Source organism: Sulfuricurvum sp., assembly GCF_049305995.1.
Lineage (GTDB): Bacteria > Campylobacterota > Campylobacteria > Campylobacterales > Sulfurimonadaceae > Sulfuricurvum.
Map to the genome: position 1 here is coordinate 1 of NZ_JBAQPS010000378.1, position 18,886 is coordinate 18,886.

14 protein-coding genes are annotated in these 18,886 nt (G+C 39.4%); 7 read left to right on the forward strand and 7 right to left on the reverse strand.

Annotation, left to right across the window (positions count from 1 at the left end; all coding sequences use genetic code 11):
• Positions 1-1,884 (reverse strand): NACHT domain-containing protein (locus tag WA010_RS12575; RefSeq protein WP_422557463.1); only part of this gene is annotated, 1,884 nt, incomplete at its 3' end.
• The gene (locus WA010_RS12580) at positions 1,871-3,016 is read right to left on the reverse strand and encodes an ATP-binding protein (protein ID WP_422557464.1); all 1,146 of its coding nucleotides are present in this window, start codon (positions 3,014-3,016) and stop codon (positions 1,871-1,873) included. The genes WA010_RS12575 and WA010_RS12580, both read right to left, overlap by 14 nt.
• A gap of 124 nt (positions 3,017-3,140) precedes the next feature.
• On the opposite strand from WA010_RS12580, the gene WA010_RS12585 reads away from it, so the two are divergent.
• Complete coding sequence (locus tag WA010_RS12585) at positions 3,141-3,599, forward strand: low molecular weight protein-tyrosine-phosphatase (RefSeq protein ID WP_422557465.1); 459 nt, start codon at positions 3,141-3,143, stop codon at positions 3,597-3,599.
• 75 nt (positions 3,600-3,674) lie between these two features.
• On the opposite strand, the gene WA010_RS12590 is transcribed toward WA010_RS12585, so the two are convergent.
• The 3 genes from WA010_RS12590 to purB all read right to left on the reverse strand — a co-directional run bounded on the left by WA010_RS12590 (position 3,675) and on the right by purB (position 7,856).
• Entirely contained in the window at positions 3,675-4,046 is a 372-nt protein-coding gene (locus tag WA010_RS12590; protein WP_422557466.1) for a hypothetical protein, read from the reverse strand.
• Positions 4,037-6,403 carry a ribonucleoside-diphosphate reductase subunit alpha gene (locus WA010_RS12595; protein WP_422557467.1) on the reverse strand — a complete coding sequence of 789 codons (2,367 nt, stop codon included), beginning with the start codon at positions 6,401-6,403 and terminating at the stop codon, positions 4,037-4,039. Before WA010_RS12595 ends, WA010_RS12590 begins: the two co-directional genes overlap by 10 nt.
• Positions 6,404-6,527: 124 nt before the next feature.
• Positions 6,528-7,856 carry an adenylosuccinate lyase gene (purB, locus tag WA010_RS12600; protein ID WP_422557468.1) on the reverse strand — a complete coding sequence of 443 codons (1,329 nt, stop codon included), beginning with the start codon at positions 7,854-7,856 and terminating at the stop codon, positions 6,528-6,530.
• Between the two features lie 167 nt (positions 7,857-8,023).
• Here purB and WA010_RS12605 point away from each other — a divergent pair, with 167 nt between their 5' ends.
• Positions 8,024-8,938, forward strand: a complete 915-nt coding sequence (locus WA010_RS12605; protein ID WP_422557469.1) for an RluA family pseudouridine synthase — start codon at positions 8,024-8,026, stop codon at positions 8,936-8,938.
• Between the two features lie 4 nt (positions 8,939-8,942).
• Positions 8,943-9,857, forward strand: a complete 915-nt coding sequence (locus tag WA010_RS12610) for an RluA family pseudouridine synthase (protein ID WP_422557470.1) — start codon at positions 8,943-8,945, stop codon at positions 9,855-9,857.
• 126 nt (positions 9,858-9,983) lie between these two features.
• Here the strand turns inward: WA010_RS12610 and WA010_RS12615 are convergent, their stop codons facing one another.
• Entirely contained in the window at positions 9,984-11,708 is a 1,725-nt protein-coding gene (locus WA010_RS12615) for a lysophospholipid acyltransferase family protein (RefSeq protein ID WP_422557471.1), read from the reverse strand.
• Positions 11,709-12,307: 599 nt separating this feature from the next.
• The gene (gene ruvC, locus WA010_RS12620) at positions 12,308-12,808 is read right to left on the reverse strand and encodes a crossover junction endodeoxyribonuclease RuvC (protein WP_422557472.1); all 501 of its coding nucleotides are present in this window, start codon (positions 12,806-12,808) and stop codon (positions 12,308-12,310) included.
• 109 nt (positions 12,809-12,917) lie between these two features.
• Between ruvC and dnaA the strand changes: the two genes are divergently transcribed.
• From dnaA to WA010_RS12640, 4 genes are all read left to right on the forward strand, one after another.
• Positions 12,918-14,243: a chromosomal replication initiator protein DnaA gene (gene dnaA / locus WA010_RS12625; RefSeq protein WP_422557473.1), complete on the forward strand. Its 1,326-nt coding sequence runs from the start codon at positions 12,918-12,920 to the stop codon at positions 14,241-14,243.
• 194 nt (positions 14,244-14,437) lie between these two features.
• The gene (gene dnaN, locus WA010_RS12630) at positions 14,438-15,505 is read left to right on the forward strand and encodes a DNA polymerase III subunit beta (protein WP_422557474.1); all 1,068 of its coding nucleotides are present in this window, start codon (positions 14,438-14,440) and stop codon (positions 15,503-15,505) included.
• Positions 15,506-15,674: 169 nt separating this feature from the next.
• A complete protein-coding gene (gyrB, locus tag WA010_RS12635; protein ID WP_422557475.1) occupies positions 15,675-17,990 on the forward strand; it encodes a DNA topoisomerase (ATP-hydrolyzing) subunit B in 2,316 nt (771 codons plus the stop codon).
• Positions 17,991-18,105: 115 nt separating this feature from the next.
• Positions 18,106-18,886 (forward strand): diguanylate cyclase domain-containing protein (locus WA010_RS12640; protein ID WP_422557476.1); only part of this gene is annotated, 781 nt, incomplete at its 3' end.

An 18,886-nucleotide genomic window follows, 5' to 3' on the forward strand; every position in this document is an offset into this window, starting at 1 on the left:
ATCCTCTCCCATGAGATGCATTAGCGCGTACCAAATCGGTTTGTAGATGTCTTTAAATCGGTATTCTTCCATTTCAAAGAATTTTTTAGCTTGGTAGTATTGTCTTTTTGCTATCAAAACTTTTAAATATTCCTGAGTAAGTGGGTCAAATCCAATTGTCTCTTTTATTTCCATCCATTTTGTGAAATCTGCATAACTTTGTTGACAAAAATCACATTTTAGTTTTAGTAGTGATAACACCAGTATAATTACAGGTATTTTGGATTCATTATATCGTTTTGTTACTAGTCCAATTAATTCATCTATACGACTCGAATAATCATTTACCATTTCATCTTGCAATGAATGCATTTCTTGAATCATCTTTATTATTACGATGTCCCCTTCAAGTTTTTCTTTTAATTTCTCTATTCTCAAGTCATATGTTTTGAGTTGTTGAAGCACTATTAATGCATTTTCTAATTTCTTCTCTTTGAATAATTGTTTTGCTTTTTCTAACAACATTACATCAGATGGTGACATTTCATTAAATAGGTTTGATTTCACTAATTGCAAATATTCATTTACTACAAGTTTAAGCTTATGTTCTATATTTGAATTAATACCAGCATGACTTAATGCTTCGGTCATGTGAAACGCATGATTTGGACTTACTTCTTTTGTTCCCAGTGCTTTAATTAGTTGTTCTGCTCGTTCATTCAGTTCTTCTTTTGTGTACCAAGAAACTAAAAACTTCACAAGCCATTCCACTCGCTGTCGGTCTTTTTTTCGCCCATAGCGCATCAGATACCAAATGTTAAAAAAACGCTCTTTTATCTTGTAGATTTTATTTTTGCCTATCGATTCGGATTCGACGATCTCATATTTTTCGAGTTGTTTGAGCTGTGAGGAGATCGCTTTGCTCTCCAGTTTGGTTTTTTTCGCCACTTCACGGGTGAACATCCCATCCCAGTTCATCGCGATAGTGTGGACAATCTCCTGCAACTGCGGAGGTAAATCATCCATACGATGTTTATAAAGCGGTGTTACCTCATCGAGAATTTTAAGTAAATCATCAAAGGCATTTCCCCCATCATCCATCAGAATATCAAAGAGCATCACCAGTGTTCTCGGCACTCCCCCCGTCAATCGTCGGAGAGTTTCAATCCGAGCAGGATTGGTTCGTATGAGTGTCTCTATTTGCTCTTTTTGATCCTCTTTGGCAATAGCACGGAGAAACGTGTGCGCTTCGGATTCATTGAACCCGCGCAGTTTAATGATCTTGAAAAACTGGTAAAACGGTTTATCGTATTTGTGGTGCTGTTCGAGCATATCGGTGGAGCCGCCGATGATACGAATAGACGAAGAACTGAGCAAAATCTCCCGTAGTCTTCTCTGTTCTTTGATACTTAGTTTACCGATCAATTCATCGATATTATCGATCAACAATAATAATTTTTTCTCCGATTGGATAACGGTGTTTTCAAAAAGAGAAAAACTTTTTAGCTCATAATCTTCATCATCAAAATGCACTTCCATTTTGTCCAGTATGTCAGGGAAACTATCGGGATAGATGCTTTGAAGATAATCGGCAACCTCTTCCCACAGTCGGCTAAGAGAGCGGATTTGATACTGCTCTTCAGAAAATTTAACGGGGAAAATACGTTCCGAGAGTTCGGGAGAGTTTTTCACCTCAAGCAACACCTTTCGCAATAACGTCGTTTTTCCCTGCCCCCGCTGACCGATAATAATGTAGTGCTGTTGTGGCACCGTATTGTTGGCTAATTTTATATCTTCGAATATTTCATTAAATATGTCCGTACGAACGACGAAGCGCGATAGGAACTCACGCTCTTCCATCTCATCGGGGGTGTATTTGTAGCGTGAGTAGTTAGTTAGCGACATTGTTATACCACCACATTCGCAAAATCGGAGAGTTAAAACGGTATATTTTTGGGTCATCATTGTTATTGATATAGCCATCATACACGAGAGTATGAAGAATCTCTTTAGCTATATCATGATCCAAATTATGTTTTGAAATCAGATTCGTAATCGCTGATGATTTAATCGTATGTTTGTCAGATATAACATTCAAAATCTCTTTTGCGAAGTTGTAGCCTGTCGGTTCAAATGCCTCTTTCAGCTTGCTTTTCCAATGTTCAAAATGATTTTTATGCGCTAAAGCCGCTGTAATAGCACTATCTACATTTTCACGGGTAAGCATCTCTTTATTTGTCTCTTGAATAATTAGCTGGATATAAAAAGGGATCAGCCACTCAATTTTCTCTAACAAATACGTAATAGCTTTATCATCCGCTTCTATCTCTTTACATAAAGCACGAGTGAATGCAAAAGCATCCTCAAATACCAAAGGAGGTATTTTTATGCTGTTAAGATCATTAATCGATTTTGTTGCGCCGATTCTCGCAACTACACTTTCCAGTCCAATGGAACCTGCATATATAAACGTTACTTTTTCCAATATTTTAGGATTTTGTCGTAGGCTCCGTGCAGTTCGTAAAAATGACTCAGCTCGCTCCTTGCTCTGATATTTAATGATATTCTCTACCGCTTGAGCAAACTCATCGACCATAATGATGAGTTTTTTATCTATTTGCAATTCCATTACAAATTTTTCAAATGCTGCTGCGTAATCCAATGTTTCTCCATCACCGAATTCGATTCCCGATGTCGAAACTTTTTTTACTTTTCCGGCTAATTCGCGTAGTGAAGTTGCCAATTTCGCCGTATAACGGTGTGTTTGAGAGATAAATGTTTCACTAGTTAGAGTATTGAAGAGTTTATGCCAAAATTCATGCTCATTATCTGCCGATTCAACATCGACAAACGCAACAACATATCCCTCACGAGGTTCATCGTACATTTTGTACATAACAGATGTTTTTCCAACACGTCTGGGAGCCGCTATCAAAATGTGCCCGCCTGAGTCCACTGAATCCCAAATACGGTTTATCTCCGTATCTCTCGCCCAAAATTGTTCTGCACGCGCTACTTGTCCAACACATAATTGCATTTCAAGTTCCTTGACAAAATATTTATTGTCATTCTATCTGACAAAATATTTATTGTCAATATATACTCTCTCGTCTTTGAAAACAAATATTTGGTAAAATATGAAAAATCTTAAGGCTCATGCCATGAAAAGTATCCTCTTCGTCTGTCTAGGAAATATCTGCCGTTCACCCATCGCTGAGGGGGTAGCGAGAAAGCTGATAGAAGAGGGGGGTCATGAGGTCACCGTCGATTCGGCAGGGACATGGAGCTGGCACGTGGGTGAAGCACCGTGTCAGCACTCCGTAACGGTCGCTAAAAATCACGCTGTCGATATTTCGCATCTTCGTGCCCGTCAGGTGAAAAAAACCGATTTTAGTGCCTTTGATCTGATTGTTGCATTGGATCAAAGCAACTACCGTGATCTCAAAGCGCTAGGGTGTCAAAATTTGGTGAAACTGGGAGATTTTGGGCATAACGGTGCCGATGTTCCCGATCCATACTTTTTTGAGGGATTTGAGGGGTTTGAGCGCGTGTATACGATGATCGAGAGTTGCGTGAATGGATTACTGAATTCCGTTCGCCCTGAACCTGTCGAAGGGTAAACGTTCATAGTTCGACAAAACAAGGGTACCGCTCGCGAAGCGATGTTTCCTTGAGCTCACCACGAACGTTAGCAATTACCCACTAAAAGGAAGTTCTTCGTAGCCGATCGAAGCTCCTAGTATATAAAACGGCGCTTCATCGCACCGTCCGGTATAACTACCGATCGCTAACGCAGCGCTGTTAGCCGTTAGCTCCACTGTTATCCCCTCAGACATATCCAAACCACGTAGAACATTGTCACTCACGAGTTTGGCATCATTTACCCCCTCGATACGAAAGAGTACATCGATCCAATCATAACCGCGTGCGATGTCCTGAACACTAAAACGAATTTCTATGGAAGTAGGGGAGAGAGGAGTTAAAGAGCGGATTTCGCCCTGAGCGGCATTATCAATGCGCTCCATTAGGTTTTTGAGCGTTGAAGCGCTCAGGGGCTTTACTGGCACCCTTCACACTCCATCGAGCGATCCGCCGTATCTTGTTTTTGTTCCGGCGATTGAGATCGGAGATAGTAGGTCGATTTGAGACCCAGTTTCCATGCGAGCATATAGATATCGTTGAGATATTTACCGCTGGCACGATCTAGGGTGATAAAGATATTGAGACTTTGCCCTTGGTCGATCCATTTTTGACGGATAGCCGCCGCTTTAACGAGGATCGTTTGATCGAGATCGTATGCAGGAGTGTAATATCCCCACGTATCAGGGCTGAGTTTCGGTGCGACGACCGGAATCAATCCTGAGAGGTTCTCTTCAAACCATTTACGTTTGTAGATCGGTTCAATCGTTTGTGTCGTCCCCGTGAGGATCGAGATAGAAGAGGTCGGTGCAATCGCCATCAGATAGCCGTTACGCATACCCTGTTTTTTGATCGTTTCACGAAGCTCATCCCACTCATAATTCGGTGCGAACAATCCGCCGCGATCGACGAGGTTTTGTACCTCTGCGGTTGCGTGGTCCATCGGGAGGATTCCACGGCTCCATTTAGAACCTTCGTACTCTGCGTAAGAGCCTTTTTCGACGGCGAGGTTGCTGGAAGCGAGAATCGCGTTATAGCTCACTGCCTCCATCACTTCATCGACTTTGTCGAAATGCTCTTGGCTTCCCCAGACGATTTTGTTTTCAGCCAACATTTGCGCTTCGCCCATAACACCCAAACCGATTGCACGGCTGCGCATATTCGTCCGTTTGACTTTCTCTAGCGGATAGAAGTTCAGATCGATAACGTTATCGAGAGCACGGATCGCTACGGGGACGATACGATCGATATCCTCTTTCGTATGAACACGAGAGAGGTTAACCGATGCGAGGTTACATACCGCCGTTGCACCGTCCACTTTCTCTTTTTCGACAATGTAGATCGGACGTCCGCCGAGTGAATCGAGCGCTGTGATTTTGTTCGCTGTTTTTTCGATACCGCTATCGACTTTAACAATCTCGTCTTCTTCATACGTGACAAAGCTTCCGTCTTCGTATTTAATTTTGATCAAATAGTGGTTTGGCTGAGTATTTTGGAAAATCTCGGTACACAGGTTTGAACTGCGGATAATCCCGAAATGATCGTTCGGGTTCGCACGATTTGCACTGTCTTTGAAACACAAGAACGGACTTCCTGTCTCAAAATACGAAGTGAGGATTTTTTTCCACAAATCTTTGGCTTTCGTATGCTCTTTGACTACGCTCGGATCTTGTTCGAGTTCGAGGTAACGTCTCTCAAAATCATCGCCGTAAAGCTCACTGAGTTCTTTCACATCGAACGGATCGAACATCGTCCAGATGCCGTCTTCAACGACACGCTTCATAAATATATCGTTGATCCAAAGGGCAGGGAACAAATCGTGGGCACGTCGTCGCTCTTCCCCTGAGTTTTTCTTCACATCAAGGAAATCTTTGACGTCCATGTGCCACGGCTCTAAATAAACTGCGATAGCTCCCTTGCGGGTTCCGAGCTGATCAACGGCAATCGCGATATCGTTGGTGATTTTCAAAAACGGTACGGTTCCGCCGGCAGCATTTTTATGACCGTCGATGAAAGATCCCATAGCACGAACCTGAGTCCAGTCCCAACCGATCCCTCCGCCGAATTTAGAGAGCAATGCCATCTCTTTGTAGGCATCGAAAATCCCTTCGATATTATCAGGAGCAGAACCGATATAACATGAGCTGAGCTGATGACGATTGGTGCGGGCATTGGAGAGGGTAGGGGTCGCCATCATCACTTCGAATTTGGACATCATGTCGTAAAACTTTTTCGCCCATCCCTGACGATCAGACTCATTTTGCGCCAAGAACATCGCAACCGCCATAAACATATGCTGAGGGAGTTCGATCGGATCACCTTGACGATCTTTAATCAAATAACGGTCATACAATGTTTTAACGCCAAGGTAGTTAAATTCTAAATCGCGATCAGGGACGATGTATGCATCCAAATCCGCTAGATCGTATTTCTCTTTGAGTCCAAGAAGAATACGTCCTTCACCTTCACCCCGTTCAAAATAGCTTTGCAAAGAGCCATAGCCGGTAAAACCGTTTACGCGGTGATAAAGATCGTATAAAAAGAGACGTGATGCGACAAATGTCCAGTTGGGGGAATCGATATCGATTTTATCAACCGCTGTTTTAATAAGGGTATGCTGAATCTCATTACTATTGATTCCGTCACGAAACTGGATTTGTGCATCTACTTCCAACTCACTTTGCGATACGTTAACGAGACCCTTAACGGCGGCAGAGGTATATTTTTGGATTTTAGTAATATCGAGCGCCTCTCGGCGGCCGTTACGCTTAATAATTGTTAACATTCGGTACGTTCCTTGAGGTACATAAGAGGGAGTATTATACCCTCAAATTTTAGAAATATTTGCAACTCTAAAAACTCTTTTGTATATAAAATTCCAAGTAAATTATGAACCATTATTTACTGTTTTATTTAAACACCCGTGCAAAAATTTTATCAACGTTTTTAGTGTAGTAATCAAAGTTGAAACATTCACGGATAGCCTCTTCACTCAGCGAGTTACGAAGTTCTTCATCCTCCAAAAGATATTGTAGATAAAGAGATTCCCCTTTTTCATTTGTAGCACTTTTCCCTTGTTGCAACCCTTCCCATACTTTCATCGCGTTACGCTGAACAATGCGGTACGCATCTTCACGACTTACCCCTTTGAGAGGAAGTTCAAGTAAAACACGTTGAGAGAAAACCAAACCGCCGGTTAGGTTGAGATTGCGCATCATGTTCTCAGGATAAACGACGAGGTTAGCGATAACACTGTTAAAACGGTGTAGCATGAAATCAGAGGTTACGAAACTGTCCGGCAACCAGAAACGCTCAGTTGAGCTGTGTGAGATATCACGCTCATGCCATAACGCCACGTTTTCCATCGCAGGGATAACATAGGCACGAACCATACGTGCTAACCCAGTTATGTTTTCGGTCAAAATCGGATTACGCTTGTGTGGCATTGCACTTGAGCCTTTTTGCCCTTTAGCGAAAAACTCTTCACACTCATACACTTCGGTACGTTGCCAGTGACGAACCTGTACCGCAAATTTCTCGATAGAGCTTGCCATCAATGCGAGCGCCGAAGCGAGACGCGCATAACGATCACGTTGGATAACTTGGTTAGACGCAGGAGCTGATTTGAGTCCTAACGCTTCACACGTATACTCTTCGAGTTCTAACGGCGCGTGAGCAAAGTTACCCATCGCCCCTGAAACTTGACCGACGCAAATCACTTCCATCGTTTGTTCCAAGTTTGTCAAATGACGCGCCATCTCATCGTACCAAACCGCTAACACCAAGCCAAACGTAATCGGCTCGCCGTGAATACCATGTGAGCGTCCCACCATCAATGTCATCTTGTGCTCTTCGGCTCTGGTTTTAATCGAGGCCATAACCATTTTGACATCTTCGATAATCAATGCCAATGAATCACGCATTTGTAATGCAACAGCCGTATCAACCGTATCAGAAGATGTCATACCATAATGGAACCAGCGACTCTCTTCTCCGAGAGTTTCCGAAACCGATGTGGTGAACGCGATCAAATCATGACGAGTGATCGCTTCGATCTCATCAATACGCTCAACACTGAATCCTGCATTCTTAACAATCTTCTCTGCATCCTCATCGGGGATCAAACCCAATTTATTCCACGCAACGACAACCGCTTTTTCAACATCGAGCCACGCTTGATATTTTGCTTGGATACTCCATTTGGATTTCATCTCTTCTCTGGCGTAACGATCTACCATATCTCTTTCCTTACTATGCTAAAATGCGCTAATAAAATTAGACTTTTTTATATCCGTTCACCCTGAGCTTGTCGAAGGGTTTGTTCATGGTTCGACAAGCTCACCACGAACGGACATATTCTACTGTATATATAAGTCTATCCAACCCTCCCTAAAAAGGAATTAAATTGCCCTTCGTTACCAAACAGCTTCATGCACCGACTCGTCAAAAAGCATTCCGCTTTTTAATGCAAGAGTTAGGGATAACCCAAAGTGAAGCACAACGTTTAATTGCAAAAGGGCGTCTTTCACAAGAGGGTGAAGTGATGGCAAACAATGCAGGGTTTATCGAAGGGTCTTTTGATTTTATCACGTTTGAACCTTTGACGTTAGGATTAGAACCTACGTTTATCGAAGAGGAGTTTGCCGTTTATGACAAACCCAGCGGTCTCCTCGTCCATCCTCAAAATCGTCATACCCCTTATAGTCTGAATGATGAGATCAAACACCGTTTCGGTCATGATGCCAACATCACCCATCGGATCGATCAGGAAACGAGCGGTTTGGTTTTAGCGGCACGAAACAAAATAAGTGAGCGTGCTTTGAAGATGATGTTTGAAGAGCGCCAAATTACCAAGAAGTATATTGCTATGGTAAAAGGGCATCTCAAAGATCCACTCGATATACAAGAGCCTTTATTGCGTCGTGAAGATGAGAGTTCTATCGTCCGTATGATTGTTCGGGTTCATCCTGAGGGAAAACCCTCCCGTACCTTTATCACTCCTCTGAAGTATTTCCCTGACACCGATACCACCCTCGTCGAGGCTTCACCGTATACGGGACGTCAACATCAGATACGGGTTCATTTGTTCCACGTGGAACATCCAATTGTCGGTGATCCGATTTACGGTCAGGATGCAAATGATGCCGTCCGCTTTTTAGATCGAGAGATGTCCAGCGAAGAACGCTTTTCCAATACAGGTGCATCACGTCTCTTACTTCATGCCCATTCATTAGAGTTTACCTACAATGAGATTCCTTGCCATGTTATCTCCAAAGAAGATTTTGTAGCTCAATGTTTTGATGCGATGAAAGCAAAATAGACCTATGCCATTCATCACCAAAAAACTCCATTCTCCTGTACGTCAAATGGCACTCGCATTTTTAATAGATGAATTAGGGATCTCTCGAAGCGAAGGGCAGCGTCTGATTGCCAGAGGGAGATTGAGCCAAAACGGAGTCGTTATGGACGATCAATTCGGCTTCATCGAAGGCTCTTGTGAGTTCATCTGTTTTGAGCCGTTATCGCGTGGATTCAAACCGATGTTTGTCACTAACGACTTTGCGGTTTATGACAAACCGAGCGGTTTAAGTGTTCATCCCCATAGCCGTCTCTCACCCTACACACTGAATGATGAGATCAAACATCAGTTTGGCGTGGATGCTAACGCGACGCACCGTATCGATCAAGAGACGAGTGGATTGGTTTTAGTTTCGCGTCATAAAAAAAGCGAGTCTGTTTTAAAAAAGTTATTCTCTGAGCGTCTCATTTCCAAGCGATACCTTGCGATGGTTAGAGGTCATGTAGATGAGATAATCGATATACAAGAACCTCTATTTCGAATCGATCATCCCAATCTATTGATCAGCATGGTGGTCAAAGTTGACCCTAGAGGCAAACCTGCTCACACCATTATCAGACCACTTCGATACTTTCCTGAACATGATATGACCCTCGTAGAGGCATCTCCATTGACAGGTAGAACCCATCAAATTCGGGTACATTTGTTCCACGTGAAACATCCGATTATCGGTGATCCCGTGTATGGTCCAGAGGAAGAGGATGTCAATCGGTTCATCAAAAAAGAGTTATCACCTGAGGATAGAGTGAGAATAGGGGGATCAACACGACTCCTTCTTCACGCATATTCACTCGAATTTGAGTATGAGAATGAAGTGTATAAGATTGAATCGGAAAAAGATTTTGTCAAAGAGTGTTTTGAAGCGATGCAAATTTATTAATTATGCTCCCGAAATTTACCTAGAGCCCAATCGCTGGCAGAAGTGCCAAAGCGATTGGAAGCGTTCTATTGAGGGAGCGATTTTCTTTTGTTTCTTTTCTTATTAAAAAGAAAAGATAGAATGAAATTAGACAGCGTTATTAATATATCGCTGTCGTTTTGCCTCTTTGATTTTCCGAATATCAACCAAAATATATCCATCAATACAACTATTAAAATCGGTATCAATCCCGAAATCCATAAATTGTACACCTCCTTCTTCACACAACTCGCTGTACTGTTTATAGAGGGTCGGAACAGATACATCTAATGCCTTGAGATAGTCTTTAAGTACTCTAAAATCCTCAGTATAATTTTCACCGCTAAAAAGAGTTTTAAACTCGTTTTGGACGTATTCAGAGAGCCTATAGGGAGATTTAGCTCGTACCATTGTATGATTTGCACCAAAATAAAGGGTATAAAAATAGACCAAAGCATTTTGTGCATGTTTTGGAAAACTACCCGAAATACTCACAGGACCCATCATGTATTTAACTTGTGGATTATGACTAAGATATGCACCAATCCCCTGCCACAAATAATCCAGTGCACGGCTTCCCCAATATTTTGGCTGAACAAAACTACGACCCAACTCAATCGCATCTTCAAGTATAGAATCAAATTGATCATTCATGATACATAAATCAGACATATAAAGACCCTCTTTACCTAGCCATGAGAGAATCCACTCACACTCACCTATACGATACGCTCCGGCAATTTCCAATGCTTCATCATCCCAAAGAACCAAATGATGATAATAACGATCATATCCATCAATATCTCGTGCGTGACCGCTCCCTTCTCCTACTTTGCGAAATGAGTATTCACGAAGACGTCCAATTTCGTTAATGATATTAAGAGCATTTTCATGCTCAATTAGATAGATATGCTTATTATCATTTGTCATTCCTAAAAGTTCACCTTTACGAAGTTCATTCCTCAACTCCTGTCGTGATACCGGATGAGCAATCGAACACTCCGTCGGATAAATCCCTTTTTTCCCTTTTGCAACACGTAAAAGATGTTTACGAAATAATCGTGCATGACTTTTTTCGCTAATATTAAAATCACTAAATGCCTTCTCGCTCACCATTTCACCAATCGTAAAATCAAAAATATGGTTGCGCGCAGCAAATACTTCATGACTAAGAAGCAATGCACCCAATGGTTTGTATATCCATGATAAGGCATAAAATAAAGGAGAATTTTTTCCCTTGATATAAATTGGGAGGATCGGAGTTACATTACGTTTAGCAAACTTCATAAATCCCCCTTTCCACATTCCCTCTTTGATCCCAAACAACCCGGCTCGTGAAACTTCACCTGATGGGAAAAAAATCACTGCTTCTTCCGCTTGTAAAGCATTGTCAATTTGACGAAGTGCATGTTTAGAAACACGATCGTTAATATTATCAACACCAATCATAAACTCTTTAAGTTGAGTAATTTCACCTAAAATCCTATTGGCAACAATTTTGACCTTTTTATCTTGTCGTACCGAACATACCATCTGAATTAAACATAAAGCATCTAACGCTCCAAGTGGATGATTGGCAACGATGATTACTTTCCCCATCGTCGGAATATTCTCGATTTGACGGTGAATCGTTTTATAGGAAACATTTAAATGCTCCAAAACGGCATTGACAAATTCCAGTCCAGTTTTTTCTTGATGTTCTTCCATAAACCGGTTTATCGATTTTTCATGAAGCAATAATCGTGTTAATCCAACAATCGTTTTACTAATAATCATTGGATATTGAAAAACTTTTGGATATTCTTTACGTAAAACCCATTCTGCACTTACCATGAAACAACCCCTTATTTTGGGAATACATATATTTATAATGTATCCAATTTTCGAAACCTTAATTAATCTCCATTTCAGTGTCATTACCTTTGGATTACCATGTCATTACAATATAAATAAAGAAAAAAATTATCGTTTGATGTGAATAACTTTTTTATAACTTTAACGAACCTGATAATGGAGATAAAAAATTTCGTGGAAGTCCCTATTTTATGGGTTTTAAGACTATATAAAGAAATATATTTTTAGCCTATTTTTAGATAAATATTTCCTTAAAATAAGAAGATTTTTTACACTTTTTGAACAAAATAATCTATAACTTATTCACAATACAATCACAGTGTGAATATTACACATTTTAAAAAAATTATAGGGATTTTTGACATATTCAGAAAAATTTTAGATAATTATGAAAGGTAATCTCTTAAAAGTCTCGTCAAAATAAAAACTATTAACAAGATATAAGGCTCTTTAGATACACTTTTAACTTAGCGATCTTCCTGGTGTGTTGGTCGCTTTTACGATTTATTTTATTACGCCAAAGGAGCAAAGCCCCTTTGTCTACGTTAACACTATGTTTTCTTCGGCAGAAAACCCATTTATTTTTTCTCTCTGTTTTTTTGATTGATCTCTAATTTAACTCTTTGCGCGTGGGTAATTGCCACTGCCATAGCATCAGTGATATCCAGTGGTTTTATCTCTTTTGTTATCCCTAAAATTTGTTTTACCATAAACGCAACTTGTTCTTTTGCCGCTTTAGCTTTTCCTGTCAACGCTTTTTTAACTTGCAGAGGTGTATATTCGGCAAACATACCATATTCTTGTAAAAGTTTAAGGGTAATAGCTCCACGAAATTGTGCAAGTTTTAAAACAGTTTTTGGATTATGCGCATAAAAAATATCTTCCATTGCTACTTCATCAATTGTATGTGCATGAAATAATTGTTCTATAGCTTCCGCAACTTGAGGAATTTGATATTGTAAAGATTCTGCTTTTATTTTAATTAAACCCGCTTCAATCAATCGTAATTTTTGTCCTTCGATCGCTACTATGGCATATCCACAGTTTCGTGTCCCCGGATCAATTCCTAAAATATTCATACTGATACCTATTCACAGCGTGAATAAATTTTATTCACCACTAATTTGAGGCTAATTATAGGCAAATATTGATATTATTCACATTACTATTCACAGGGTAAGGGATAAAATGAACTCGATTGGAAAACAAGTTTTAAATGCACTTAAAGGGGAAATCAATGAGATCGATTACCAACGATATATTAAACAACTTTCCTACGATGAAAATGAATCCAAAAGTAATTTAGCCATATTTCGTGCCCCAAATGCACTTATAGCTAATTGGATACGAACTAAATTTGCCGATAAAATTGCCCATCTTTTTGAAATTAAAACCAATGTAAAGCCTTCGGTATCTATTTTACTCCCATTATCAACCCAATCAACTATACCAAATGCTATTACTCCACTCAATACAGAACGTCCAAATGGTTCTTTACTTAATCCATCTTATACGTTTCAAAATTTTGTTGTTGGTGATTCCAATAATTTTGCTTTTATTGCCGCCAAAAATGTAAGCGAAAAACCGGGTGTCGTATATAATCCTCTCTTTATTTATGGTGGTGTCGGTCTAGGCAAAACACATTTGATGCAATCAGTTGGTAATGTCATGCTAGCTCAGGGTAAAACGGTCATTTACACTTCAGTAGAGCAGTTTCTCAACGACTTTACTCGCCATCTCAGTAATCGCACAATGGATCGATTCAAAGACAAATACCGTAAATGCGATTTGCTCCTAATCGACGATATCCAATTTTTGAGCAATAAAAACCAAATTCAAGAAGAATTTTTCCATACGTTTGATGCCCTGCGCAACGAAAATAAGCAGATCATTATTACCTCTGATAAACCTCCAAAAAAAATTGGTGGACTTGAAGAGCGTCTCAAAAGCCGCTTTGAATCAGGTTTAGTTGCCGATATACAACCTCCGGAGCTCGAAACTAAAATCGAAATTATCAAGAAAAAATGTGAAATTAACCGTGTTAAACTTGATCGTGAAGTAATCAACTATGTTGCCACAATTATCGAAAACAATACACGTGAAATCGAGGGAATACTCTCCAAACTCAACGCCTATTCACAACTAATGGGGGTCGATATCACCATAGAATTTGCTCGTAATGTGCTCAAAGAACAAATGGCTGAAAAACGAAGTAATATTACTATCGATCTCATCATGGATATAGTAGCTAAAGAACTTAATATTAAATCGAGTGAAATTCGTTCTAAAAGTCGTAATAGTAATATTGTGTATGCCCGCCGTATTGCAATTTATCTCTCTCGTTCACTTACACCCAATTCAATGCCGCAACTTGCTCAATATTTTGGTATGAAAGATCATACAGCCGTCAGTCACACTATGAAAAAAATTCAAGAATTAATGAAAAATGATGAAGATTTTCGGATTAAAGTCGAAGAACTCTCTAATAAAGTATCCATTTCAACCCCTGAATAATATTTTACGTTTGTAAAGCCTTTTTAAAAAAGCTATAATTCGTACACAAGTGAATAGATGTGAATGAAAAAGAAACATTTCATCACATCTTTAAAGCAGGAGAGAGGGTAGTTTGAGGTGTTTTTTCACCCATTCACACCCCCTTATTACTAACTATTACAATTAATGTTATAAATAATAATTAGGAGTCATTTATGAAAATCACCGTTGATAAATCGGTTTTAGAAAATATTCTTCTGCATCTTCAACCTTTTCTAGAAAAAAAAGACACCTCTCAAATTACCTCTCATGTACTTCTTTTTACAGATGGAAAAACGTTATATGCTAAAGCAACTGATTATGAAATTGGACTTACTATTCAAACCAATTCTCTTAGTGTTGAAGAACCTGGTTCGTTAACAGCTAATGGTAAAAAACTTCTGGATATTATTCGTATTCTTAAAGATGAAGAAATTCAATTGACTTTGGATAAAGAGATTCTTCATATTCGTCAAAAAAGATCAAATTTTAAACTTCCCACTTATAAGAGTGCAGAATTTCCTTCTTTTCCCTCAACAGATGGAAAACCAAATATAGTTATTAACTCTCATGTTTTAATTGAATCACTCAAAAAAATTACTCCGGCAGCAGATACCAATAACCCTAAATTTGAACTCAATGGTGCGTTGATCGACATAAAATCCAATCAGATTAATTTTGTTGCAACTGATACACGCCGTCTTGCATTGGTTCATATTGAGAGTCAAAATGATGCAGAACTTTCTATTATTGTCCCTAAAAAAGCAATTATCGAAATTCAAAAACTCTTTTCGGATAACATAGAAATCTACTATGATAATACTCATCTCATTATCAAATCTGAAGACTCTTTATTTTATACCAAACTCATTAATGGTAAATTCCCTGATTACAGCCGTATTATCCCTCGTGAAGCTCAACGTAGCATTACTTTACCTAAAAGCACTATAGTGACTGCTATTAAGCAAATTACGACTATTTCCAATGATCTTAAACTTACTTTTCAAAGTGACACTATTTTATTTGAGAGTTTAAGTGATGACAATATCGAAGCAAAAACAGCCATAGAGATTGAAAACGGATTTGAAACACCTTTTATCCTTGCAATCAACAGCCGATATATTTTGGATTTTTTATCTCAAGTCAGCGGAACAGAATTTACACTCGAAGCCAATGAATCGAATCAGCCTTTTGTTTTAAAAGATCAAAATTTTAAAACCATCGTTATGCCAATCGTTATTTAAAACTTCAATTATCTCTTTTCTTCGTCATACTCGGGCTTGACCCGGGTATCCATCCCCAATTTATATATAGCTGGATTCCCGCCTTCGCGGGAATGACAGAGCTAAACCTTCTTTTTAGTTTAACTTTGCTAAAATAAAGCATTAAACACGCTTAAAAGCTGGAGCAATTATGGAAAATTACGGTGCTAGTAATATTAAAGTCCTAAAAGGTCTCGAAGCCGTTCGAAAACGACCGGGAATGTACATCGGTGACACAGGTCATCGCGGACTTCACCATCTAATTTATGAAGTCGTTGATAACTCTATCGACGAAGCGATGGCAGGACACTGTGATACAATCACCGTAACATTGACCAAAAATGGTACGGCAATGGTTAGCGATAACGGTCGCGGTATCCCAACCGATATGCATCCGACTGAGGGTATTTCTGCAGCTACCGTTGTTTTGACCGTATTGCACGCCGGAGGAAAATTCGATAAAGACACCTATAAAGTTTCAGGTGGTTTGCACGGAGTAGGGGTTTCGGTTGTTAATGCCCTCTCATCTGATTTGAAAATGACCATTTTCCGTGAAGGACAATCGTTTGAGCAAAACTTTAAATGCGGTATTCCCCAAGAACCTTTAGCGGTAACGGGTAATACTCGTAAACGTGGAACAACCATCGAGTTTTTCCCCGATCCTTCGATCTTTACCGAAACCATCATTTTCGATTACGACTATTTGGCAAAACGTTTCCGTGAACTTGCTTACCTCAATCCACGTATTACCATCATTTTCAAAGACGACCGTAACGGTGCGAACAATACCTATCACTTTGAGGGTGGTATCAGCCAATTTGTTACTGATGTGAATAAAAAAGTGGTGGTTGCTACTCCATTTGCGTTCAGTGAAAAAATCGAAGATATCGAGATGGATATCGCCGTAATGTATAACGACAGTTACGACGAAAAAATGTTTACATTCGTCAATAACATTAATACCCCTAACGGCGGTACTCACGAAGCGGGTTTCCGTGCGGGACTTACCCGTGTTATCTCCAACTACAACAAACAAAACGGTAATGCCAAAGAAAAAGATATCCCATTATCGGGAGAAGATGTTTCAGAGGGTCTTATCTGTGTTGTCTCCGTTCGTGTACCGGAACCGCAGTTTGAGGGTCAAACCAAAGGAAAACTAGGAAATACCTATGTTCGACCGTTGGTTCAAAAAGTCACCTATGAAAAACTGACCAAGTATTTCGAAGAAAACCCGATTCAAGCCAAAGCCATCATCCAAAAAGCCCTTATGGCGGCACGCGGACGTGAAGCGGCGAAAAAAGCGCGTGAGCTAACACGACGTAAAGACGCTATGACGGTTGGAACATTGCCGGGTAAACTTGCTGATTGCCAAAGCAAAGATCCTACAATCAGTGAATTGTATTTGGTGGAAGGGGACTCTGCGGGTGGTTCTGCGAAACAAGGACGTGACCGTGTTTTCCAAGCGATTTTACCGCTCAAAGGTAAGATTCTAAACGTCGAAAAAGCCCGTTTGGACAAAATTCTAAAATCCGAAGAGATCACGAATATGATTACCGCATTGGGTTGCGGAATCGGTGAAGAGTTTAATGAAGACAAACTCCGTTACCACAAAATTATCATCATGACCGATGCCGATGTCGATGGTAGTCATATTCAAACGTTGTTATTGACCTTCTTTTTCCGATACCTTCCGAAAATCGTTGAAAACGGCTATCTCTATTTGGCACAACCGCCATTGTACCGCTATAAAAAAGGTAAAAAAGAGATCTACTTTAAAGATGATCGTGTTATGAATGCCTTTTTGATCGAAAACGGTATTGAAGCATTGGAAGCGGAAGATCTAAACGTCGGTGTCAATGATCTCGTATCGTTCTTTAAAATGGTAGATCATTACCGTAGTACTCTCGATGCACTAGAGCGTCGTTATGCACTGGTTGAGCTTATCCGTTATTTCATCGAAAACCCTGATGTTATCGGATTATCTCTCCCTGATATGTATCCAAAAGTCGAAGTATTTTTGAATGCTCAAGGCAATAATATCCTCAGTAAAAGTATTAGCGATGAAGATATGCATTTGTTTGTGCAAACCAAAGAGGGGCTTGAAGAGCTACACGTCAATGATGAACTGTTTGCATCACCTCATTTTGCGGAAGCAAACTACATTTATCAAAAAATCCAAGATTGGAATTTACCTCTAAAGGGTGATTTGCTCGATTTATTGACTCAAATTACCGACTATGCTAAAAAAGGTTCATACATTCAACGTTACAAAGGTCTCGGGGAGATGAATCCTGAGCAGCTTTGGGAAACAACAATGACACCGGAAAATCGTGTATTACTTCGTATTACCGTTGAGGATTCTGAATCTGCGGGTGAATCGTTTAATCTATTTATGGGTGATGATGTTGAACCGCGTCGTAACTACATCGAAACGCACGCTAAAGACGTCAAACATTTGGATATTTAAGAATAGAATGATGTGGAATAGAATAAGTGCGGTTTACTGCGCGCGGGCACTCTGCCGAAGAGAACCTAGTGTTAACGTAGCGAAAGGGAGCTTTGCTCCCGAAGCGTTTTAAATTATGACTTACACTGAGCAAAAAGAGAGAGAACACCGTTTTACATTAGCATTGAGGATGGGGTTACCCATCTTTTTTTTTAGTGCAGTTACCTTTTTTGCCCTTTTAACCCGAAGTTATACATCCATATCTTCTTTGATTATTTTATCTATTGCATTATTAGTAATAATGGTTTATTTTATTTTTTACCTGATTTATCAAAGTACCCATGAAAATATTACCGATACGATAACGCATACATTTACCCACGAATATTTTTATAATCTCTTTAAAAAATCAATTTCTAAAAATAAACAAACAATAGTATTAATCAGGGTTAAAAATTTGTCATTTATTAATGAACATTATGGAATTAAAAATGGAGATAAAATTCTTCAAAGCATGGTGGTAAAAATCGATACTTTTTTTCATGATAAGAAAATAGAAAAACTTCCGTTAAATCGTTATAAGGGGGGGGATTTTTTAACTTTTTTTCCAGGGGAAAAAGAACAATATAGTTCTTTTATCGAATTATTTTTAAGTAAATATAAAAATCATGTGGAAAATGATATTGAAATACATTTAAGTGCATTTATATTGGATTCTCGAATAAGCGATGATATTGAATTGTTAATAAGTCGCTTATATGAATTAAATGATGATTACATAGAATTGGAAAAGGAAGATAATTATTCAATTAATGAATTAGAACAAGAGATTATTAAAGCAGTTGAAAATAAAAATTTTTCAGTTGGATTTTGGCCAGTATGTAGTGATAATAAATATATTTTATGGGATACAACGG